This is a genomic window from Nocardia camponoti (assembly GCF_014646135.1).
Lineage (GTDB): Bacteria > Actinomycetota > Actinomycetes > Mycobacteriales > Mycobacteriaceae > Nocardia > Nocardia camponoti.
On record NZ_BMMW01000001.1, the window covers coordinates 981,833 to 1,001,638 of the forward strand.

Genomic DNA, 19,806 nt, shown 5'->3' on the forward strand with positions numbered 1-19,806 from the left:
TGGTACGCGCCACTGCCTTACTCCCCACGCACGATCTTGCGCAGTTTCTCCACGCGCGGGCCAACCGTGCGCTCGTTGCCGTGGTCGGTTGGCAGGTAGTAATCGACGCCGACCAGCTCGTCCGGCGGATACTGCTGGGTGACCACCCCTTCGCGCGAATTGTGCGGGAACTTGTAGCCCTGCGCGTTGCCAAGCAGCTTCGCGCCCGCGTAATGCCCGTCGCGCAAATACGGCGGAACCGCGCCCGCCTTGCCCTGCGACACGTCGGCCATCGCCTTGCCAATCGCGGTGGTAACCGCACCCGACTTCGGTGCCGTCGCCAAATGGATCGTGGCTTGCGCGAGGGCGAGCTTGCACTCGGGCAGACCCACCTGTTGCACGACTTGTGCTGCGGCCGTTGCGGTTTGGAGTGCGGTTGGGTCGGCCATGCCGACATCCTCGCTGGCGTGAATCATCAATCGCCGTGCGATGAAGCGCGGGTCTTCGCCTGCGGCGAGCATGCGGGCGAGGTAGTGGACTGCCGCGTCGACGTCGGAGCCGCGAATGGATTTGATGAAGGCGCTGATGACGTCGTAGTGCTGGTCGCCAGCGCGGTCGTAGCGCACCGCTGCCTTATCGACGGTGGCTTCGACCAGTTCGAGGTCGACAGTGCCGTCGGCTGCCGACTCCGCCGACGCCTCAAGCGCGGTGAGCGCCCGACGCGCGTCGCCGCCCGCGATGCGCACGATGTGTTCGATGGCCTCCTCGGTGACGGTCACCTTGCCGCCGAGCCCACGCTCGTCTTCGATCGCGCGCGCCAACACCGCGCGAATGTCGTCGGGCGTGAGCGGTTGCAGTTGCAGGATCAGCGACCGTGACAGCAACGGTGAGACAACCGAGAACGACGGATTCTCCGTGGTAGCGCCAACGAGCAGCACGATGCGGTTCTCGACAGCCGCGAGCAGCGCGTCTTGCTGTGTTTTGGAAAACCGGTGGATCTCGTCGATGAAGAGCACGGTCTGCTCACCGGCAGCCAAGCGACGCCGCGCGAGGTCGATGACCGCGCGCACGTCCTTGACCCCGGCCGACAACGCCGACAGCGCTTCAAACCGACGCCCGGTGGCTTGCGAGAGCAGCGACGCGAGCGTGGTTTTGCCAGTGCCGGGCGGCCCGTAGAGCAGCACCGATGCCGCACCGGAACCTTCTACCAGCCGCCGCAACGGCGAACCGGGACCCAAAAGATGTTGCTGACCAATGACCTCATCGAGGTTGGCAGGGCGCATGCGAACCGCTAGCGGCGCGCCCGAGTCGCGACGAAAAACGGCGTCGGCACCGAGGTCGGTGGACGCGCGTTCGCCGGGTACGTCGAAAAGGCTGTCGCTCACGTTGTGCACGCTACCGATGGCCACCGACAGATTTGGTCACGCGTGCGTACCGACGCGGTCGGTAAACGAGAAGGTGGACGTTTGACCAATTATTTCCCGTTCCGCTTGCGCACGGGGTCGCGGTGCGTTGTGATCGTCGATCGTGGTCGAAAACTCCGCAGTCCCCGCTTTGCCAGCCGACACCAGCTTCGCGCGACGCACCCTTCTCAAAGGCAGTACTGCCGCCGTAGCCGCGATGGCGAGCGTCGCCGTCACGTCAGCCCGCGCGAACGCGACCGACAGCAGTGTCTTCGCCCACGGCGTCGCCTCCGGTGACCCGCTGCCCAGCGCGGTCATCCTGTGGACACGGGTGACTGTCGCCGAAGACGCGACCCCCGGTTCTGGCGCTGGTGCCCCGACGAGCGTGCGCTGGGAAATCGCGACCGACGACACCTTCGCCCACATCGCCGCTTCCGGCGCGGTGACCGCGACCATCGACACCGACCACACCGTCAAAATCGACGCGACCGGCCTCACCCCCGGCAGCGACTACTACTACCGCTTCACCGCGCTCGGCCAGACGTCCCCCGTTGGGCGTACCCGCACCGCGCCTGCCGCCGACACCGACCTTGCCCGCCTGCGCCTCGGCGTCGTTTCGTGCGCGAACTGGGAAGCTGGCTGGTTCGGCGCGTACCGCCACCTTGCCGCCCGCACCGACCTCGACGCGATCGTGCACCTTGGCGACTACATCTACGAGTACCCGCGTGGTGGCTACACCGGGCGCAACGGCGCGGTTCGCCCGCACGACCCGGTCAACGAGACGATCACCCTCACCGACTACCGCATCCGGCACGCCCAGTACAAAACCGATCCCGACCTCGCCGCGCTGCATCAAACGCTGCCCTTCATCTGCACCTGGGACGACCACGAGTCGGCCGACAACTCCTGGCGCGACGGCGCGAACAACCACACGCCGGGCGTCGAAGGCGACTGGCAGAACCGGCGCGCGGCGTCGGCGAAGGCTTACCTTGAGTGGATGCCCGTGCGCGAGACACGGGCCGACGGCGCGGTGCAGATCTATCGACGCCTACGCTTCGGCACGCTCGCCGAGCTGTCGATGCTCGATCTGCGCAGCTACCGCGACGAAGATGCCCACGCGTTCGCCCCGCGCAGCGTGATCGACGACCCGAACCGCACGCTCACCGGTGCGGCCCAAATGTCTTGGCTCACCGCGGGTCTCACGTCATCGCCGACGCAGTGGAAGTTGATCGGTAACTCGGTGATTGTCGCGCCGCTCGTTTTCCCGCCACTGGAACCGGCGACCACCGAGGCGCTCGGCGCGGTCCTCGGCATCCCGCAGGGCGGCTTCGCGCTCAACGGCGACCAGTGGGACGGCTACACCGCCGATCGACGCAAACTGTTCGCCACGATCGCCGACCACAAGATCAGCGACGTCGTTTTCCTCACCGGCGACATCCACAGCTCATGGGCCGCTGACCTGCCGCTCGACGCGGCGAACTACCCGGGCGGGCCGACCGTCGGCGCGGAATTCGTCGTCCCGTCGGTGACGTCGTCGAGCGTTGGCGACGCGTTGAAGGTGCCCGCGCGGACCGCGTCGGTCGCCCGAAACCGCGATTACCGCCGTCAATCACCACATGCGCTACGTCGAACTCGATTCGCACGGCTTCGGCGTCTTGGAGGTGACGCCCGCACGAGCGCAGATGGACTGGTTCTACGTGCTGGATGTCACCGACAAGGCCACGGGCGTGCGGCACGGCACCTCCTTCGCGCTGCCTAGCGGCGGCCGCATCCAGCAACAGGCGACGCCGCTGCAGTGATGCCATGCGCTAGGTCAAAAGAAAGCGCAGAATTGTTCGGCGAGGGTTGTCGATTACGACGAAGCTGATCCGTCGGGTTACTGAGGCGACCCGACCGGCGGGTGCCAGCACCGAAGGAGATGCTCCCATGAGCCTGTACCTCGCTTTGATCTACGGCGACGAAACGTACCGCGCGACGATGTCGGCCGAGGACGGCGCCGAGATCTTCGCGGGCCATATGGCGTTTCAGGAGATCGCGGGCGACGCGCACATAGGCGGCCACCCCCTACAGCCAAGCAACATGGCAACGTCGATCCGCCACGACGCCGACGGTAAGGCCGTCATCACCGACGGTCCCTTCGCCGAAGCCAAGGAAGCCCTTGGCGGGTACTACGTCATCGAAGCGCCCGATCTGGACGCGGCGATCGCGTTGGCGAGCAAGATTCCCGCGCCGCACGGCGGGATCGAACTGCGGCCGATTGAAATGATGAACTGACGTGACCGCCGAGACGGCCGTCGCCGCGGCCGTTGAGCAGGCGCATCGTCGCGAGTGGGCGTTTGTGCTCGCCGCGACGGTGCGCCTCGTGCGTGACATCGACCTGGCCGAGGAATGCGTGCAGGAGGCGTACGAGACCGCGCTCACGGCATGGGTGGCCGACGGCATCCCGGATTCGCCGGGCGCATGGCTGACCACGGTCGCCCGTCGGCGCGCCCTGGACAAGATCCGCCGCGAGAGCACGTTGCAACGGCTGCTGCCGCGGCTGGTCGTTGATGACGACACCGTCGACGATCCCGCCGACTTGGCCCTGCTCGCGCTAGACAAACCCATCCCCGACGATCGCCTTCGCCTGATCAGCACCTGTTGCCATCCCGCGCTGTCGGAATCCGCCCAGGTCGCGCTAACGCTGCGGCTTGTCTGCGGCATGACGACTCACGAGGTCGCGCGCGCGTTTCTCGTCAGCGAGTCGACGATGGCCGCGCGACTAACCCGCGCCAAACGCAAGATCGCCGTCGCGGGCATCCCGTATCGCGTCCCGTCGATGCGTGAGTTACCCGCCCGCGTCGACGCGGTCTGCCGCGTCGTGCACCTGCTGTTCACCACCGGCCACACCGCGCCGACGGGCACTGAACTCGTGCGCGCCGACCTGGTCGAGCGGGCCAAACAGGTGGCACGCATGATGCGCGCGCTGATACCCGCCGACCCCACTGTGACCGGGCTGCTCGCGTTGATCCTGCTCACCGACGCGCGACGGGACGCCCGCGTCGACGCCGACGGCACTATGCGCACGCTCGAATTCCAAGACCGCGCGAAATGGGACCGTGCCGCGATCGCCGAAGGGATTGCCCTCGTCAAGCAGGCGCTCGCGAAACAGTCGCTGGCCGCCCCTGACCCGTACACGCTCGCCGCCGCGATCGCCGCCGTCCACGATGAAGCACCAACGTGGGCCGACACCGACTGGCGCGAGATCATCGGGCTGTACCAGTTGTTGTTGCGCGACAACCCAACTCCGGTGACGCGACTCAATCACGCTATCGCCGTTGGGTTTTCGGGCAACCCGGCGCGCGCGCTCACGCTGCTCGACGCGCTGGTGACCGAGCCAGCATTGCGGTCCTACGGCTACCTGCAAGCGGCCCGCGCGACGTTCCTCGCTGAACTCGGGCATCGCGACGCCGCGGTGGCCGCCTACGACATGGCCTTGATGCAAACAACCAATGCCGTTGAGGCGGCGCATCTTCGGACGAAGCTCGCCGCCCTCACGGGCTAGTCGCCCCAGCGCTCCTCGAACATCGCCGACACCTGTTCGGCGAAGTCGCCAACCGCGTCGTCGCCGGTGATGCGCGCGTCTTCGGCGAGCGCGGACCACCGGTTGATCAGGGCCTCGGAACGTGGGACCGACAGCCCGTGCTCGCGCGCGACGGCGATGCGGGCGTGGTCGGCGGGCAAGAACCAATACGTCGAGAGCCACACCCAGATCAGGCGGGCTTCCAAAATGCGTTCGGCGAGCACAGCATCGTCGGCAAGCGACGGCCACACGCCAACCACCGCGGACCGCCACGCCTCAACCATTTCGCGCGCACGCTCGCGCGACAGTTCGAAGTCGCACAGGCAACCGGGGAAGGAAACGAGCGCGTACGCGATGTCGAGGGTGGCGTCGCGGAAGCCGCCCCACTCGTAGTCGAGGAAGCGCGCGCCCTCATCGTTCATGATCACGTTGTCGGGGCACAGATCCGACGGACTGAACGCGCGATGGCGGCCGCTCGTGAACAGTCGATTACCCGCGACGATGCGGTCGGCGATTTCCGGCGGAACCTCAATGCCCAGTTCGGAATCGAGCAGCGCGGGCAGTTCGGCGATGGCCGCTTGGGCTTGCTGGGCGATGCCGTCGACGCGATGCACCGAGTCGACGCGACGCAGCAGCGCGACGAAATCGGGTTCACGGCCCACGGTCGCGGCGTGCATGCGACCTAATGCCTGCGCGAACGCCATGAGCGCGTTGCGGGTATTGGGTTCGGAGCGCGTGCGCAAAACCGAAGTGAGCAACGCGTTGTCGCCTAGGTCCGACAGCACCAGCAACCGGTCGGGAACCGAATGCGCGAGTAGGTAAGCGCCAGGGCGTAGTTCGCGGCTAAGCGCGGTGGTGAACTGGTAGCTCACCGCCTCACGAAGGAATGCCGAGTCGATGCTGGCGACGCCAGGCGCCATGCCACCGGTTCGGCGATCGGAAGCGGTGCCGCGCACCTTCTTCACAATCAGCGTGCGCGGCAACGAGAAAGCGTTTTCCGCAACACGCACACGCAGGACGGTGGTCCTGCCACTTCCGCTGAGCTCGACAGGGTCGCTCAGCTTTACCGCAGCACCCATGCGCTTTGTGAGCAACTGTTGTGCTGCGGACACGACGTCGGCGGCGCGTTCGGCCAATAGTGCGGTCATCGCCTCTCAAGCTACTCGTACAACGTCACTTCCTGCGAGCGGTTAGACAACCTTTCCGCGTCGCTCGGCGTGTTGACTTCTTGGTTGCGCGCGGGTCGCGCTGGGCTTGACACAGTTGTGCTTCGTCGGGTTTTCTTCGACGTGAACTGCTGTGCGCCACACCGCAAACCGGTTGAGTCGAAAGGTCTACCACAGTGACCGACACTCCGTACGCCGCATCGGACGATTCACCGGGAGCACCCAAAGCAAAACCGGGTAGCGCGGAATTCGCCGCGACGCCAGGTCAGCACGAGTCAGCCCACCCCGCACCGCAGCCGAGTTCGACCAGCGGTCGACACGGATTGGCTGGCGGCGCAGGATATCCGCAGTTCGAAGGGCCGGGTGCCGCGCAGTACGGCGACGAACCCGTCGAGCCAGCACCGCCCGTCGCTAGCCCCGGATACTCGGCACCGCGCTACGGTCCGTCGGGCACCGGGCCGGGTTACACACCCGGACACAGCGACCCAGCACCGGGCGATTACCCGGACCCCGCGCGCGGCGTGTCGGGCGAAGGGGCAAGTACCGGCGGGCAGACACCAGGTTACTACCATTCGGGAGCACATGCGCTCGATGTTGGTCAAGCCCTGAACTACGGCTTTGACCGATTCAAATCGAATCCTGGGCCGTGGCTAGGCGTTACCGGCGTTGGTGTGCTGATCTACCTCGCCTTCACCGCCTACGTGCAGTTGTTCGAGCCAACGTCGATGTTCACGCTGCTCTTCCTGTTCCTCATCGTGATGGTTGGGCTGTGGCTGTTGCAGGCGGCGATGGTGCGCGGCGCGCTGTATGAAACCGACGGGTACCCACCGGCATTCGGCTCGTTCTTCCGGTTTGTCAACGCGGGCAACGTGTTACTCACCGCGCTGCTCGCCTTCGGCCTCACGCTGGTCGGGTCCACGCTGTGCCTGCTACCCGGGCTCGTCGTCGGATTCTTCTGCATGTACTCGATCCCGTTCGTCATCGATCAGGATTACGGCCCCTTCGACGCGCTCAAGGCCAGTGCGCAGCTGGTCCTCGCGAACCTCTGGGCGTCGGTGCTGCTTGCTCTCGCGGTCACCTTGATCACCCTGATCGGGCTCGCGCTGTGTGGACTCGGGCTGTTCGTCGCCGCACCGGTATGCACGATCGCGGTCACCTACGCCTATCGCATGCTCACCCAAGGTCCGGTCGCGCGCGTCTAATCGCCTACCGCGGCAACACTGTTCGCATCCCGATCAACCGCTTGAAGCGCCCAACAAGACCTTCTTCTTCGCCAACGCGCGGCCGCAACAACAGCACCGCGACACCCGCGACCACGATGCCGAGCAGGTTCACCGCGAGCTGACCAACCGATTCGAACGCGCGGTGCCACTGCCCCAGCGTCACCGCGACAACGGCGTAACCGGCGGCGGGCACGGTCGTGACGGAAATGAAGACGCCGATCAGCGCGGCGGATTTCGCGGTCACGAGCGACAGCATGCCCGCCGCACCCGCCAGCAGCGCGACGACCAGCGAGAATGGCCCGACCTGGTAAATGAAGTCGACGTTGTGGGCGTCGATCACGCCTTCGGTGGTGATCCAACCGAAGTGCTCCCACGCCATCGTCGCACCGAGCGTCACGACCATCGCGATGGGAAACGCGACGGCAAGCGCGGTCACCGAGCGACGGACCAGCGCCCAATTCCGCAGCATCAACCCAACCGAAAGCGCGGCGAGCGGCCCGAACTCGGGACCAACAACCATCGCACCGACCACGGTCACGGGTGAATTCGTCGAAACACCAATGGCGGCAAGCAAACACGCGATGGTGAGGAACGCGACGAAGGTGGCGTTGAGGCTCGACTCTTCGTGGGTGTCGGACAGGAGTTTTTCCCAGACCACCGCGTCGCTCGGATCGCCGGGCGCGTCTTCAACCGCGCGATCGGCCGCGTCCGACATCACCGCGTCAATCGGGCCGATCGTGATGCCGCCGGTCTCGGGGATACCCATCGCGCGAATACGCGCCAGCAGTTGGTTCGCACCCTCGCGGGCAACGTCGGCCTGTACCAGGTCGCCGTGCGGTTTCACCGCGACGCCACGCGCCAGCGTGATGTGGGTGGCGCCCGGGTCATCTTCCAACAGTCGCATCAGCGCGGCCGTTTTGTCGGCTGGGCTGATGACGCGCAGGTGCAGCACCGGTGGTCCTTCCGATCAGGTCGCTCGGTTGACCGAAGCGAACTGACCAGAAGGTACCGGGTGCGTGCTAACTATTGCGCGGCAGCGTCTTTCGGCGCGTCTTCGGTGCTTGCCTCGGCTGCGTTCGCGGCGGGCTTGGCCTGCGGCTTGGCATCGAGACCAGCTTCCTTGCGCTGCTGCGGGGTGATCGCGGCAGGCGCGTCGGTGAGCGGGTCGACGCCGCCACCGGTCTTCGGGAACGCGATCACCTCACGGATCGAGTCCTCACCGGCGAGCAGCGCAGTGATGCGATCCCAGCCGAGCGCGAGGCCGCCGTGCGGCGGGGCGCCGTAGGCGAACGCGTCGAGCAGGAAGCCGAACTTGTCCTGGGCCTCGTCGTTGTCGATGCCCATGACCGCGAACACGCGTTCCTGCACGTCGCGACGGTGGATACGGATCGAGCCGCCGCCGATCTCGTTGCCGTTGCAGACGATGTCGTAGGCATAGGCAAGCGCCGAACCCGGATCGGTGTCGAACGTGTCGAGCGACTCCGGCTTAGGCGAGGTGAACGCGTGATGCACGGCCGTCCACGCCGAATGACCAAGGGCCACATCGCCACTCGCGGTGGCTTCGGCTGCCGGTTCGAACATCGGCGCGTCGACAACCCACACGAACGCCCATGCGTTCGGGTCGACCAGGTCGCACTTGCGGGCGATTTCGCCACGCGCTGCACCGAGCAGCGCACGGCTCGACTTCACCGCGCCTGCCGCGAAGAACACGCAGTCGCCCGGCTCAGCACCGACCTGCTTGGCGAGGCCATCACGCTCGGCGTCGGTGAGGTTCTTGGCGACCGGGCCGCCGAGGGTGCCGTCTTCGTTGACCAGCACGTACGCGAGACCCTTCGCGCCACGCTGCTTGGCCCACTCCTGCCATGCATCGAGCTGGCGACGCGGCTGCGAAGCACCGCCGGGCATCACGACCGCACCCACGTACGGCGCCTGGAACACCCGGAAGGTGGTGTCAGCGAAGTAGTCGGTGAGCTCGGTGATCTCAATGCCGAAGCGCAGGTCGGGCTTGTCCGAACCGTAGCGACGCATCGCTTCGGCGTAGGTGATGTGCGGGATCGGCGTCGGAATCTCGTAGCCGATCAGCGCCCACAGCGCCTTGAGGATGTCTTCGGTGAGCGCGATCACGTCGGCCTGGTCGACGAAGCTCATCTCGATATCGAGCTGAGTGAACTCCGGCTGACGGTCGGCGCGGAAGTCCTCGTCGCGGTAGCAACGCGCGATCTGGTAGTAGCGCTCGATACCGCCGACCATCAGCAGCTGCTTGAACAGCTGCGGGCTCTGCGGCAGGGCGTAAAAGTTGCCGGGCTGCAACCGCGCGGGCACGAGGAAGTCGCGCGCGCCTTCGGGCGTGGACCGGGTGAGCGTGGGCGTCTCAACCTCGACGAAGTCGTTCGCTTCCAGCACGGCACGGGCGGCGGCGCTGACCTTCGAGCGCAGGCGGATGGCCTTCGCCGGGCGCTCGCGACGCAAGTCGAGGTAGCGGTGCTTGAGGCGGGCCTCGTCGCCGGGAGTCTCGTCGAGCTGGAAGGGCAGCGGGGCGCTCTCGTTGAGCACCTCAAGTTCCTTGACGTCGAGCTCGATCGCGCCGGTGGGCAGATCGGCGTTCTCGTTGCCCTCGGGCCGCTTCTCAACGACACCGGTGATGCGCACGACGAACTCAGCGCGCAGCTTGTGCGACGCCTCAGCGGCCTCGCCCTCACGGAACACGGCCTGGGCAACACCGGAGGAATCACGCAGGTCGATGAAGATCACGCCACCGTGGTCACGACGCCGGGCCACCCATCCGGTGAGCGTGACGGTCTGACCGGCGTGCTCGCTTCGCAGCGAACCAGCCAAGTGGGTGCGCAGCACGGTATTCCTTTCGACGACTTTCGCGGACTTGTCGCCCCGGAGATAACCGGGTGCACTGCCATCGTAGTGAGACACGGCAGCCGAACGAAAACGGATATCGACCTGGCTCATGTCAAGCTAAGCGGCGGGACCGGCCCGCGACGTCGCGCGGCCACGGTCGCGACCGTCAATCGTGCTGCCCCGCAGCGGCACACCCGATATTCTCCCGGTGCGCATGAACATCCTCCGGGCACAGCGAAGGCGAGTACGGCGATGACCTTCAACGAAGGTATGCAGATCGACTCCGATGGGGTCAGTTCCGGCGGCGGTGGCTTCGGTCGCGGCCCCAAAATGGCGCTCGGCGGGGTTGGCGGCCTCATCGTGGTTGTCATCGGCCTGTTTTTCGGTGTCGATCTCACCGACGGCGGCAACGCGCTGTCGGGCGGACAGTCGCAGCCGGGTGCTGGCCAGCCCGCGATCGAAGGGGCACCAGCACATTGCAAAACCGGTGCCGACGCCAACAAGTACGACGACTGCCGCGTTGTCGCCACCGCCCAAAGCCTCAACGCCGTGTGGTCGGTGCAACTGCCCAAGCAGACCGGTAAGAAGTACGTGAAGCCCAAGGTTGTGTTGTTTACCAACCAGGTCAACACCGCGTGCGGTGCGGCGACGAGCGACGTTGGCCCGTTCTACTGCCCCGCCGACCAGACCGCGTACTTCGACGTGAGCTTCTTCAAAGAACTCACCACTCGCTTCGGCGCGAGCGGCGGCCCGCTGGCCCAGGAATACGTGGTCGCGCATGAGTGGGGTCACCACATCCAAACCCTCCTTGGCGATATTGGTCGCGCCCAGCGTGACCCGCGCGGGCCCGAGTCGGGCGCGGTGCGAACCGAACTGCAAGCCGACTGCTACGCGGGGATCTGGGCCTATTACGCCGATAAGCAGCCGTCGCCCGGTGGCGGTCAGCCGTTCCTCAACCCGTTGACGGACAAGGACATTCGCGATGCCCTTTCGGCCGCCAATGCCGTCGGCGACGACCGTATCCAACGTTCAGCAGGTCGCGGCGTGAATCCCGAGTCGTGGACCCACGGTTCGTCGGAGCAGCGCCAGAAGTGGTTCCTCGCCGGATATAAGTCCGGTGCGGTGTCTTCCTGCGACACCTATTCCGCCAACGACCTCAACAATCCCCCCGGACTACGCTGAGCCGCGAACACGCTTGCCCGCAACCGCTTTCGACTGAGGGGAACTCATGCGTCTGACCGTGACCGCATTGCTCGTTTGCGCGTTCGCGCTGCCCGGTGCGACTTCTGTTGTCGCCCATGCTGATCCGGCTCCGCTGCCTGTCCTGACGCTCACCACCATTCCTGAGGGGTGGTCGCTGCGTACCGATTTGCGACCGGTGTTGAAGGTGTATTCCGACGGTTCGGCGTTGCGCTCCCCCGACGCGACGTCGAAGGACCGCAAACCCGACACCGCGCCCAAGGAAGAAAAAGGCACCGTTGCCGCCGACGTGATCGCGGCGGCAACCGACGAGATCGTCGCTTTGAAAGACGTTGACATGGGCATCCCCGTTGGCGACGGCAAGGGCACGCAGATCGTTGACCTGATGCCCAGCGACGCGGCAGGCGAAGTTCACCTGATCGTGTACTCGCCCAACTCGACCGATGGGCTCAACCCCGACCAGACCGCGGCGCGCAAGCGCTTCACCGAGGTGTACCGCAAGCTGGTCGAGGCGTTTACCGCGTGAACTAACTCGCGTGAGCTAAAACCGAGCCTCATCGGAGTCGGCGTCGTCTTCGAACCCGCCTCCGATGACCTCGGGTGCGCCTTCGCCTAGCGGGCCGGTGAGGTCGTCATTGCCGAGGCGACTCTGGTACGGCGTAACCGAACCCTTGTGTTCCTCGTTGCCGTTACCTCGACCAGCACCGGCCGCGCCGGGCGCGCCCATCATCGACGTCCCGGCGCCACCAGCGGTGCCCATCGTTCCCGCGGTGCCCATCACGCGGGCAGCGGGAACGGCTGCCGCGGGGGTGCCCGCCTTGGGCGTGCCCGCGCTCGGGGTACCGGTGGTGCCACCCTTGCCGCCGAGACCGGCCAGCGATGCGCCGCCCGGTGAGCTGCCACCGGGCGAACCGCCGCCCGGCGAACCACCCGTACCGAGGCCAGCGGGCGACGTGCCAGGAGTAGTGCCGCTTGGCGTGGTGCCCGCTGGCGTCGTTGACAGGTCTTGGGTGAGTCCGGTAAGCGCGGACTGCGCCTGGGTAAGCAGCGGCTCGGCGTTCTCCGACACCACCGACAGCACGTCCTGCGGCGACGGCAGCCCACTTTGGGCGGCGAGTTGCTGGACAACCCCCGCGAGCTGCGCGGAATGCCCAGCCAGCTGGCCGCGCGTGATGTTGACGACCGTGACGGCCTCGGTGATGTGTTCGGTGGCCAACGCGATGAGCGCCGCCTGGGTGGGCGGCAACATAATCGTTGGCGCGAGCGCGGCCGCTTGGGTGGCGAACGTGGTGGCGATCGCCGACAGTTGCGCGTTGCCTGACTGCACGACAGCGGCGGCCTGTTGGGTGAGGCTCGCGATGTCGATGCCCCGCTGACTCGCTTCGGTGCCCTGATTCTGCGCCTGCTGACTGCTCGTTGTCGCGGAGTCGGACGCTTTGCCCTCCCACAGCGACTGCACGGTGGTGAGGCCACTCTTGGCGACCGACATCGCGGTTTCGATAGCCGACGACGAGTTGCTCAAGATGCTGGTTGGATCGATGGACCCGAACGTGCCGGTACCAAAGCTGCTGAGCAGGCTCAAGATTGGCTCGAATAGGGTCTCAATGCCCGGCAGCGCGGGCAGCGAAAGACCGTTGAGTAGCGCGCTGACCGGGTCGTCGGTGATGGTGCTCGACGCTGCCGAATTCGTGGCGCCCGTCGCCGTTCCCGACCCTGCCGATGCCGTTCCGGTGCCCAGGCTGCCGCCGGTAACCCCCGCCAGCCCCGATTCGGCCTGGTTGAGCGCGGAGTGCGCGGCGGCGAACCCGTTGGCAGCGCCCTGGCTGATGGTGGACTGCACGCCGGTGAGCAGCGAGGTCGAGTCGGGAATCCCCGACAGAATGTCTTGTGCCTGAACCGAATTGCCGCCGAGACCGGAGAGCCCACCCAGCCCAGCGGGCGAAACCGGAATGCCAGCGTTCGCGTCGTCGCTGAGTTTGGTCGCGTAGCCGACCGCGGTATCGGTGACATCGGCGGGCAGCTGCACCAGCGACGTATCGGGCAGCCCGGACAGCAGGCCGCTCGCATCGCCGGGGGCGGTGGTAAGCGCGTGCTTGGCCGATTCGTTCGCGGTCAACGTACTTGGTGCGATAACGCCCGTGTCGGGCGAGCTCAGCGGCCTCATGCCGCACCACCGATACCCGCGGCCTGACGCGCGATGTCGGCGGCATTGCTCAGGTCGGTGGTTTCGAACGCCACCGAGGTCTTGAACGACGCGTCCGACAGCGACGAGAACTTGCCAGCGACGTCGTTGATGTCTTTGGCCTGCAAGATTTGCGCGGCGGCGAACATCGCCAAGTAGTCGGCACCAATGAGGCCGAAGGTTGGCGTTGCGGCGCTGACGCTAGCCGCTACATCGAAGCCCGCGCGCGACGAAAGATCGGCCGCGACACCGGCATTAGTGGCCGCGAAAGCCGCGACCGCGCTTGGTTCCACCGAGACATCGGCCATGCGAAAGCCCCCCGAATCGTCGTAATTGGCCGCGGAACTCCCGACGCGGCACCTCTATCGTGCGAACGCGCCAAATATAGCCCAGGGCTACGACAAGTTTCGACCCCTGCGTCGAGATCCTTCCGAAACTAGAACATGTTCTATATCCTCGGGCGCATGAAGGTCGCAGTGACCGGCGCAGCCGGCTACCTCGGTTCCAATCTGATCCCGCAGCTACTCGATCGCGGTGATGACGTTGTCGCCATCGACCGCGTCGCGCCCGCCGAGCCGACGCCGGGCGTCACCTGGGTCGCCGCTGACGTGCTCGATCGCGACGCGATGCGCGCGGCGTTCGACGGCGTCGACGTCGTTTATCACCTCGTCGCGCTGATCACGCTTGCCAACCACAACGAGGTCGCGTGGCGGGTGAATACCGAGGGCGTGCGGGTGACCGCCGAAGCCGCGCTCGCCGCCGGGGTGCGCCGGTTCGTCCACACGAGTTCGATTCACGCGTTCGACCAGTATCGATCGGGCGGGCATATCGACGAAACCTCTTCGCGCTCAACCGATTCCGACCTGCCCGTCTACGACCGCTCTAAGTGGCAGGGCGAGGTCGAGCTGCGCGCGGTGATCGAGCAGGGCCTCGACGCGGTGATCGTGAACCCGACGGGCGTCTTCGGCCCTGCCGACAACCCGGCCGCTTTGTCGCGGTTGAACCGGACAGCTATCGACTCCGCGCGTGGTCGGGTGCCGGTGATGATCGGCGGCGGTTTCGACTTGGTCGACGTGCGCGACGTGGGGCGCGGTCTGATCCTCGCTGGCGAGAAGGGCCGAACCGGCGAAAACTACCTGCTCGGCGGCCATATGATCACGATGCTCGACCTATGCCGCCAGGCGGCAGCCCACGCAGGCAAAACGGGCCCTCGCTTCGCCATCCCCCCGCAGGTACTCGGCACTTTGCTCCCGGTTTTGGAACCGATTTTCCGCCGCCTCGGCACGGACGTGATCTCCAAGGCGGCATTGGGCGCCCTGATCTCGGCCCCCCAGGTCGACCACAGCAAGGCAACCCGCGAACTGGGCTACGACCCCCGCCCCCTGCCCGAATCGATCACGGAACTGGTCGACTACGTACTCCCGACCCGATAGGCGGCCCATGCTCCGCAGCAATGCCCGCCGGTCCACCACCCGGCGGGCATTCGACCGTTAACTCTCAGATCCACAACCGCAGTCCAGCGCGCGAGATGCGCACCCGCGACCTGGACGAAGCCGCGCTGGTCAACCCCGGCGTTCCCAGCGACGAGGGAGCACACGTGCTGCTTGCCCATCGATAGCCAGTTGACATTTTATCGAACACCTGTTCGAATCAACGGGTGCGATGGCAAAGCCAAACTCTCGGCGTCGATGATGGCGCGTTTCCCGGGCTCGACCGGGCCGGGTTGGTGCGGTCGGTGCGTACACCCGAGTTCGACGGGATCACCTTTCATGAGGTGCTGTGTAAAAGCGCGCTGAATAAGATGCCGGAAAGTTCGGCGATGCCGTTTCGGTGGACCATCAATCCGATGCGCGGGTGTTCGCATGCCTGTCGGTACTGCTTCGCGCGGGGCAGTCACGAATATCTTGAGCTCGATGCGGGGCGCGATTTCGATTCGCAAATCGTGGTGAAAACCAATGTTGTTGAGGTGCTGCGGCGCGAGTTGGCGCGGCCGTCGTGGAAACGGGAAACGGTCGCGCTTGGCACCAATACCGACCCCTACCAGCGCGCGGAGGGGCGGTACGCGCTCATGCCGGGGATCATTTCCGCGCTGGGCGAGTCGGGAACGCCGTTTTCGATCCTCACCAAGGGGCCGTTGTTGCGGCGCGACTTATCGCTGCTCACCGACGTGGCCGCGTCCGGCGTTGGGGTGAGCGTCGCGGTGTCGATCGCGATTCTCGACGTCGCGTTGCATCGCCGCATCGAGCCAGGCACACCCACCCCAGCCGCGCGCCTCGCCCTAGTGCGTTCGCTCGCCGACGCGGGATTCGACGTGCACGTGATGATCGCGCCGATCATTCCGCTGCTCACCGACAGCGACGCGCACTTGGAAGCCATCATCGCCGAGGTCGCCGCGGCGGGGGCAAGCACCGCGATGGCGTTCGCGATGCACCTGCGCGGCCCAACGCGGGGGTGGTTCCTGAACTGGCTTGCCGCCGAGGAACCGAAGCTGGTCCCCCGCTACCGCGAGCTCTATGTGCGCGGCGGATACGTGACGCCAGCGTACCGAGACTGGTTGCGCACCAAGGTAACTCCCCTGCTCGACCACCACGGCTTACGTTCGTCGCGCTCGATCGGCCCACCCCCAGCCGCCGTGGAAGCTCCCGACCCGACCGTCGCCCCGCAACTCACACTGTTCGGCTAACCGAGTTCGACAACTTCCTGATCGGTCAACACCACCGGCGACACCGCGTCCTTCGACCGCGCCAAGCCAACCGCCCGGTACAGCGGGCGATCCGCAAGCCCGGCGTCGCGCGCTTCCGCCCGCAACTGACCAACGAGCACATCCGAAATGGCAACGGCGGCAACGAGTTCACTGGACGAAAGCGCGTCCGCCAGTTTGCGCAACCCGAGCAGGTGGAGTTCACGAGCGCCGCCGGCGTCGGTGTACAGCGCGAGCGGAATCTGCTGGGCCCGACCGTCGCTCAAGGTGAGTTGCAGCGAAACGCGACTCACCCGTCCCGGATATACCCGCAGCTGCGCACCGGTGACCTGCGCGAGGTCAAACTTTCGCGTCCCCGAAAGCCGATGCGCCGCAAGGACATTCCCCGTCAGCGACAGCCGTCGTCGACTAAACGCGAACAGCGACAACATCGTTGGCAGCGAAACAAGCAGTCCAAGCCCCACCGCCCACGCCACCGACAACCAGATCGCCGAAACCAACGCGACAACGATCCCCACACCGGCCGCGACCAAGCTCAACTTGCGCAGCATCGGCGACAGCAGTTCCGGCGCGACGAGGTCGAGCCCGACCGCGTCGCCAGCCCGTTCAGTCACGGGTCATCCTCTCCACCAACGGTTTACGCGGCGAGCGCAGCGCGCAATTCAGCGACAACCGTATCGAGCGAAACCTGCCGCTGCTCGCCGGTCGCCATCTCCTTGACGCCGATCGAGTTGTCAGCGAGGTCGCGATCGCCAAGGACGAGCGTGTACTTCGCACCCGACCGGTCGGCACCCTTCATCGCGCCCTTGAGCCCACGACCGCCATAGGCGAGGTCAACGCTCACCCCGGCAGCGCGCAATTCGCCCGCCAGCGCGACGATCCGCGCACGCGCCTCGTCACCGAGCCCGACGCCGTACACCTGGCAACGCGCCGGGTCAGCGGCCGTTTTGCCTTCGGCAGCAAGCGCGAGCACCGTCCGGTCGACACCAATACCAAAACCGATGCCCGACAACGGCTGTCCACCGAGCTGCGCCATGAGCCCGTCATAGCGACCGCCGCCACCGATGCCCGACTGCGCACCGAGCTTGTCGTGCACGAATTCGAACGTGGTCTTGGTGTAGTAGTCGAGGCCACGCACCATGCGCGGGTTCACCACGTACGGCACGCCGAGTGCGTCGAGGTGGGCGAGCACCTCATCGAAGTGCGCCTTCGCCGATTCCGACAGGTGGTCGATCATCAGCGGTGCGTCGGCGGTGAGTTCGCGAACCTCGGGGCGCTTGTCGTCGAGCACGCGCAGCGGGTTGATTTCCGCGCGACGCCGCGTCTCCTCGTCAAGCGGCAGCCCAAGCAGGAATTCCTGCAGCAGCTCGCGGTACTGCGGACGGCACGTCTCGTCGCCAAGCGACGTGATTTCCAGACGGAACCCGTCGAGGCCGAGACTGCGGAACCCGGCGTCGGCAACGGCGATCACCTCGGCGTCGAGCGCCGGGTCGTCGATGCCGATGGCTTCGATGCCGACCTGCTGCAACTGCCGGTATCGACCGGCCTGTGGCCGCTCATAGCGGAAGAACGGGCCCGCGTAGCAGAGTTTGAGCGGCAGCGAACCGGTGCGATCAAGCCCGTGCTGGATCACCGCGCGCATCACGCCGGCGGTGCCTTCGGGGCGAAGGGTGAAGCTTTCGCCGTTGCGGTCGGCGAAGGTCCACATCTCCTTGCTGACCACGTCGGTTGACTCACCAACACCCCGCGCGAACAGGGCAGTCTGCTCGAAAACCGGCAGCTCGATGTGCCCGTAACCGGCAAGTCGCGCGGCCTGAATCAACCCGTCGCGCACGGCGACGAATTCGGCCGAGCCGGGCGGGGTGTAATCGGGAACCCCCTTCGGGGCGCTGAAGCTGCTGGTCTTGGTCACGATTGTTCAGTTTTCCTCACAGTCGACTCTCAAGTCCAACCGGTTACCCTCTAGGCGAACCTGACGACACGGGAGGAACGCGGTAGTGCCGAGTAACGAACAGCGACGGGCGGCGGCCAAGCGCAAGCTGGAACGCCAGCTGGCACGACGGGCCGAGCAGGAGAAGAAGCGCAAGCGCTGGATGATCGCGGGCTCGGTGGTGGGCGTCGTTGTCGTCGCCGCGGCGGTGACCGGCGTGTATTTCCTCACCAAGGGCGACGACGACACGTCGACGACGGCAACTTCGCAGGTGCCGACGACGCCATTCGTGAACACTCCGCTCGACCTGCCCGGGCCGCCCGCGCCCGCTGCCAAGCCCGCGACGGTCGATTGCACCTACCCGGCAACCCAGGGCGAGCCGCCCGCCAAGCCGGTCACCGCGCCGACGCAGACCACGGGCGTCGCGACGACCGGCCCTGAGGTGAAGGTCGCGATCGACTCGACGCAGGGTCCGATCGGGCTGTCGCTCAATAGCGCGGAAGCGCCGTGCACGGTGAACTCGTTCGTGAGCCTGGCCAAGCAGGGCTACTTCGATAAGACGAGCTGTCACCGCATCGTCGCCAAGCCCCAGTTCGGCATCCTGCAGTGCGGCGACCCGACGGCGAGCGGCATGGGCGGCCCCGGCTACGCGTTCAACAACGAGTACCCGACCGACCTCTACCCGCTCGGCGACCCCGCTCTCCAGACGCCGGTGAACTACAAGCGCGGGGTGATCGCGATGGCCAACGCGGGCATCAGCCCCGACGGCACGGGCACGAACGGCAGCCAGTTCTTCCTGGTGTTCGGCGACACCACATTGCCGCCGAACTACACGATTTTCGGCACGATCGACGAGGCTGGCCTCAAGACGTTGGACAAGGTCGCGGGCGCTGGCACCAAGGGCGGCGCTGAAGACGGCGGGCCCGCCATGCCGATCTCGTTTAACAGCGTCAAGGTGAGTTGATCAGGGTAGGCTCGGTTATCCACTCGCACAGCGACATCGGGGAGTAGCAGTCATGGCCGAACTCGACGACATCGGCAGCGAAACAGCGGCCATGATGCGCACCATGCTCCAAATGGCAACGTTGGTCGCGCTCAAATCGCGCGAGCACGGCCAGAAAGACGCCGAAGCGCGGGCCAAGGCCATTGAGGCCAAAATGAAAGAGGCCCGCGAACTGCAAATCCGCGAAGCACGCGACGCGAAGGCGAAGGACCCGCGCAATATCGAGTTGTTGCGTGGGCTCGCTCACTCTCGCGAGATTGGTGAGCGGTCACTTCAGCGAGAATCGGTCGGTGCGGCGATTGGTCGCACCATCGAGGGCCCGGAAATCGGGTACGACTCGGTGGAACGGCGTTCGGCTATCGCGGCGCATTTGCAGCGCGAAGGCGTCGCACCCGATTTGGCTGAGGCGCGAATGCTGATGGAAATCGGACGTGGCATTTCCCCTGAGGAAACGGCGCGGCGGGTGAACCCTGAGGCGCGCCGCATGAACGATCTGGGCCGTGAACTGGCACGCGAACGGGAGCGCGGCACGCGCGGTATCGAACGAGGGCGCTAAGCGCGCGACGACAAAGCCACCGTATCGACGGAAATCGATACGGTGGCTTTG

The 19,806-nt window shown here is 66.2% G+C and carries 18 protein-coding genes and 1 pseudogene; 11 read left to right on the top strand and 8 right to left on the bottom strand.

The features are described from left to right. Positions 1-17: 17 nt before the first annotated feature. A complete protein-coding gene (locus tag IEX78_RS04495) occupies positions 18-1,364 on the bottom strand; it encodes a replication-associated recombination protein A (protein WP_229683702.1) in 1,347 nt (448 codons plus the stop codon). A gap of 235 nt (positions 1,365-1,599) precedes the next feature. On the opposite strand from IEX78_RS04495, the pseudogene IEX78_RS04500 reads away from it, so the two are divergent. From IEX78_RS04500 to IEX78_RS04510, 3 genes and pseudogenes are all read left to right on the top strand, one after another. Further along, positions 1,600-3,181 (top strand): annotated as a pseudogene (locus tag IEX78_RS04500) (alkaline phosphatase D family protein). Positions 3,182-3,308: 127 nt separating this feature from the next. Beyond that, a complete protein-coding gene (locus IEX78_RS04505) occupies positions 3,309-3,656 on the top strand; it encodes a YciI family protein (protein ID WP_188827517.1) in 348 nt (115 codons plus the stop codon). Between the two features lies 1 nt (position 3,657). After that, positions 3,658-4,926, top strand: coding sequence for an RNA polymerase sigma factor (locus IEX78_RS04510; protein ID WP_188827518.1), 1,269 nt, complete (start codon positions 3,658-3,660; stop codon positions 4,924-4,926). Here the strand turns inward: IEX78_RS04510 and IEX78_RS04515 are convergent. Beyond that, positions 4,923-6,092: a phosphotransferase family protein gene (locus tag IEX78_RS04515; RefSeq protein ID WP_188827519.1), complete on the bottom strand. Its 1,170-nt coding sequence runs from the start codon at positions 6,090-6,092 to the stop codon at positions 4,923-4,925. The two genes, IEX78_RS04510 and IEX78_RS04515, sit on opposite strands and share 4 nt — an antisense overlap. A 194-nt stretch (positions 6,093-6,286) precedes the next feature. Between IEX78_RS04515 and IEX78_RS04520 the strand changes: the two genes are divergently transcribed. Continuing rightward, positions 6,287-7,312, top strand: a complete 1,026-nt coding sequence (locus IEX78_RS04520; protein WP_188827520.1) for a hypothetical protein — start codon at positions 6,287-6,289, stop codon at positions 7,310-7,312. A 4-nt stretch (positions 7,313-7,316) separates the two neighbouring features. Here the strand turns inward: IEX78_RS04520 and IEX78_RS04525 are convergent, their stop codons facing one another. Together IEX78_RS04525 and aspS are read right to left on the bottom strand one after the other, a co-directional pair. Then, entirely contained in the window at positions 7,317-8,285 is a 969-nt protein-coding gene (locus IEX78_RS04525; protein WP_188827521.1) for a DUF389 domain-containing protein, read from the bottom strand. 71 nt (positions 8,286-8,356) lie between these two features. Next, positions 8,357-10,183: an aspartate--tRNA ligase gene (gene aspS, locus IEX78_RS04530; protein WP_188827522.1), complete on the bottom strand. Its 1,827-nt coding sequence runs from the start codon at positions 10,181-10,183 to the stop codon at positions 8,357-8,359. A 252-nt stretch (positions 10,184-10,435) separates the two neighbouring features. On the opposite strand from aspS, the gene ypfJ reads away from it, so the two are divergent. Both ypfJ and IEX78_RS04540 read left to right on the top strand, forming a co-directional pair. Next, a complete protein-coding gene (ypfJ, locus tag IEX78_RS04535) occupies positions 10,436-11,365 on the top strand; it encodes a KPN_02809 family neutral zinc metallopeptidase (protein ID WP_188827523.1) in 930 nt (309 codons plus the stop codon). A 46-nt stretch (positions 11,366-11,411) separates the two neighbouring features. Then, a complete protein-coding gene (locus IEX78_RS04540; protein WP_188827524.1) occupies positions 11,412-11,909 on the top strand; it encodes a hypothetical protein in 498 nt (165 codons plus the stop codon). 15 nt (positions 11,910-11,924) lie between these two features. On the opposite strand, the gene IEX78_RS04545 is transcribed toward IEX78_RS04540, so the two are convergent. After that, positions 11,925-13,547, bottom strand: a complete 1,623-nt coding sequence (locus IEX78_RS04545) for a hypothetical protein (protein ID WP_188827525.1) — start codon at positions 13,545-13,547, stop codon at positions 11,925-11,927. Then, positions 13,544-13,873 (bottom strand): type VII secretion target, encoded by a 330-nt coding sequence (locus IEX78_RS04550; RefSeq protein WP_188827526.1) that lies wholly within the window; start codon positions 13,871-13,873, stop codon positions 13,544-13,546. Before IEX78_RS04550 ends, IEX78_RS04545 begins: the two co-directional genes overlap by 4 nt. 156 nt (positions 13,874-14,029) lie before the next feature. Here IEX78_RS04550 and IEX78_RS04555 point away from each other — a divergent pair, with 156 nt between their 5' ends. Genes IEX78_RS04555 through IEX78_RS04565 form a run of 3 tightly spaced genes read left to right on the top strand, consistent with a single transcriptional unit; the run spans position 14,030 to position 16,248 of the window. Further along, the gene (locus tag IEX78_RS04555; RefSeq protein ID WP_188827527.1) at positions 14,030-14,998 is read left to right on the top strand and encodes an NAD-dependent epimerase/dehydratase family protein; all 969 of its coding nucleotides are present in this window, start codon (positions 14,030-14,032) and stop codon (positions 14,996-14,998) included. Positions 14,999-15,018: 20 nt separating this feature from the next. Further along, positions 15,019-15,183 (top strand): hypothetical protein, encoded by a 165-nt coding sequence (locus IEX78_RS04560; RefSeq protein ID WP_188827528.1) that lies wholly within the window; start codon positions 15,019-15,021, stop codon positions 15,181-15,183. Positions 15,184-15,222: 39 nt separating this feature from the next. After that, on the top strand, positions 15,223-16,248 hold the full coding sequence (locus IEX78_RS04565) for an Rv2578c family radical SAM protein (protein ID WP_188827529.1): 1,026 nt from the start codon (positions 15,223-15,225) through the stop codon (positions 16,246-16,248). Here the strand turns inward: IEX78_RS04565 and IEX78_RS04570 are convergent. Together IEX78_RS04570 and hisS are read right to left on the bottom strand one after the other, a co-directional pair. Beyond that, complete coding sequence (locus IEX78_RS04570; protein ID WP_188827530.1) at positions 16,245-16,880, bottom strand: hypothetical protein; 636 nt, start codon at positions 16,878-16,880, stop codon at positions 16,245-16,247. The two genes, IEX78_RS04565 and IEX78_RS04570, sit on opposite strands and share 4 nt — an antisense overlap. Before the next feature lie 23 nt (positions 16,881-16,903). Continuing rightward, a complete protein-coding gene (gene hisS, locus IEX78_RS04575) occupies positions 16,904-18,178 on the bottom strand; it encodes a histidine--tRNA ligase (RefSeq protein ID WP_188827531.1) in 1,275 nt (424 codons plus the stop codon). A gap of 85 nt (positions 18,179-18,263) precedes the next feature. Between hisS and IEX78_RS04580 the strand changes: the two genes are divergently transcribed. Then, entirely contained in the window at positions 18,264-19,160 is an 897-nt protein-coding gene (locus IEX78_RS04580) for a peptidylprolyl isomerase (RefSeq protein WP_188827532.1), read from the top strand. Positions 19,161-19,212: 52 nt separating this feature from the next. Beyond that, a complete protein-coding gene (locus tag IEX78_RS04585; protein WP_188827533.1) occupies positions 19,213-19,755 on the top strand; it encodes a hypothetical protein in 543 nt (180 codons plus the stop codon). Positions 19,756-19,806 lie beyond the last annotated feature (51 nt).

Coding starts and splice junctions, on each gene's coding strand:
- IEX78_RS04505 (WP_188827517.1), top strand. CDS start 3,309: ATGAGCCTGTACCTCGCTTTGATCTACGGCGACGAAACGTACCGCGCG.
- IEX78_RS04515 (WP_188827519.1), bottom strand. CDS start 6,092: ATGACCGCACTATTGGCCGAACGCGCCGCCGACGTCGTGTCCGCAGCA.
- ypfJ (WP_188827523.1), top strand. CDS start 10,436: ATGACCTTCAACGAAGGTATGCAGATCGACTCCGATGGGGTCAGTTCC.
- IEX78_RS04540 (WP_188827524.1), top strand. CDS start 11,412: ATGCGTCTGACCGTGACCGCATTGCTCGTTTGCGCGTTCGCGCTGCCC.
- IEX78_RS04545 (WP_188827525.1), bottom strand. CDS start 13,547: ATGAGGCCGCTGAGCTCGCCCGACACGGGCGTTATCGCACCAAGTACG.
- IEX78_RS04550 (WP_188827526.1), bottom strand. CDS start 13,873: ATGGCCGATGTCTCGGTGGAACCAAGCGCGGTCGCGGCTTTCGCGGCC.
- IEX78_RS04555 (WP_188827527.1), top strand. CDS start 14,030: ATGAAGGTCGCAGTGACCGGCGCAGCCGGCTACCTCGGTTCCAATCTG.
- IEX78_RS04560 (WP_188827528.1), top strand. CDS start 15,019: ATGCCCGCCGGTCCACCACCCGGCGGGCATTCGACCGTTAACTCTCAG.
- IEX78_RS04585 (WP_188827533.1), top strand. CDS start 19,213: ATGGCCGAACTCGACGACATCGGCAGCGAAACAGCGGCCATGATGCGC.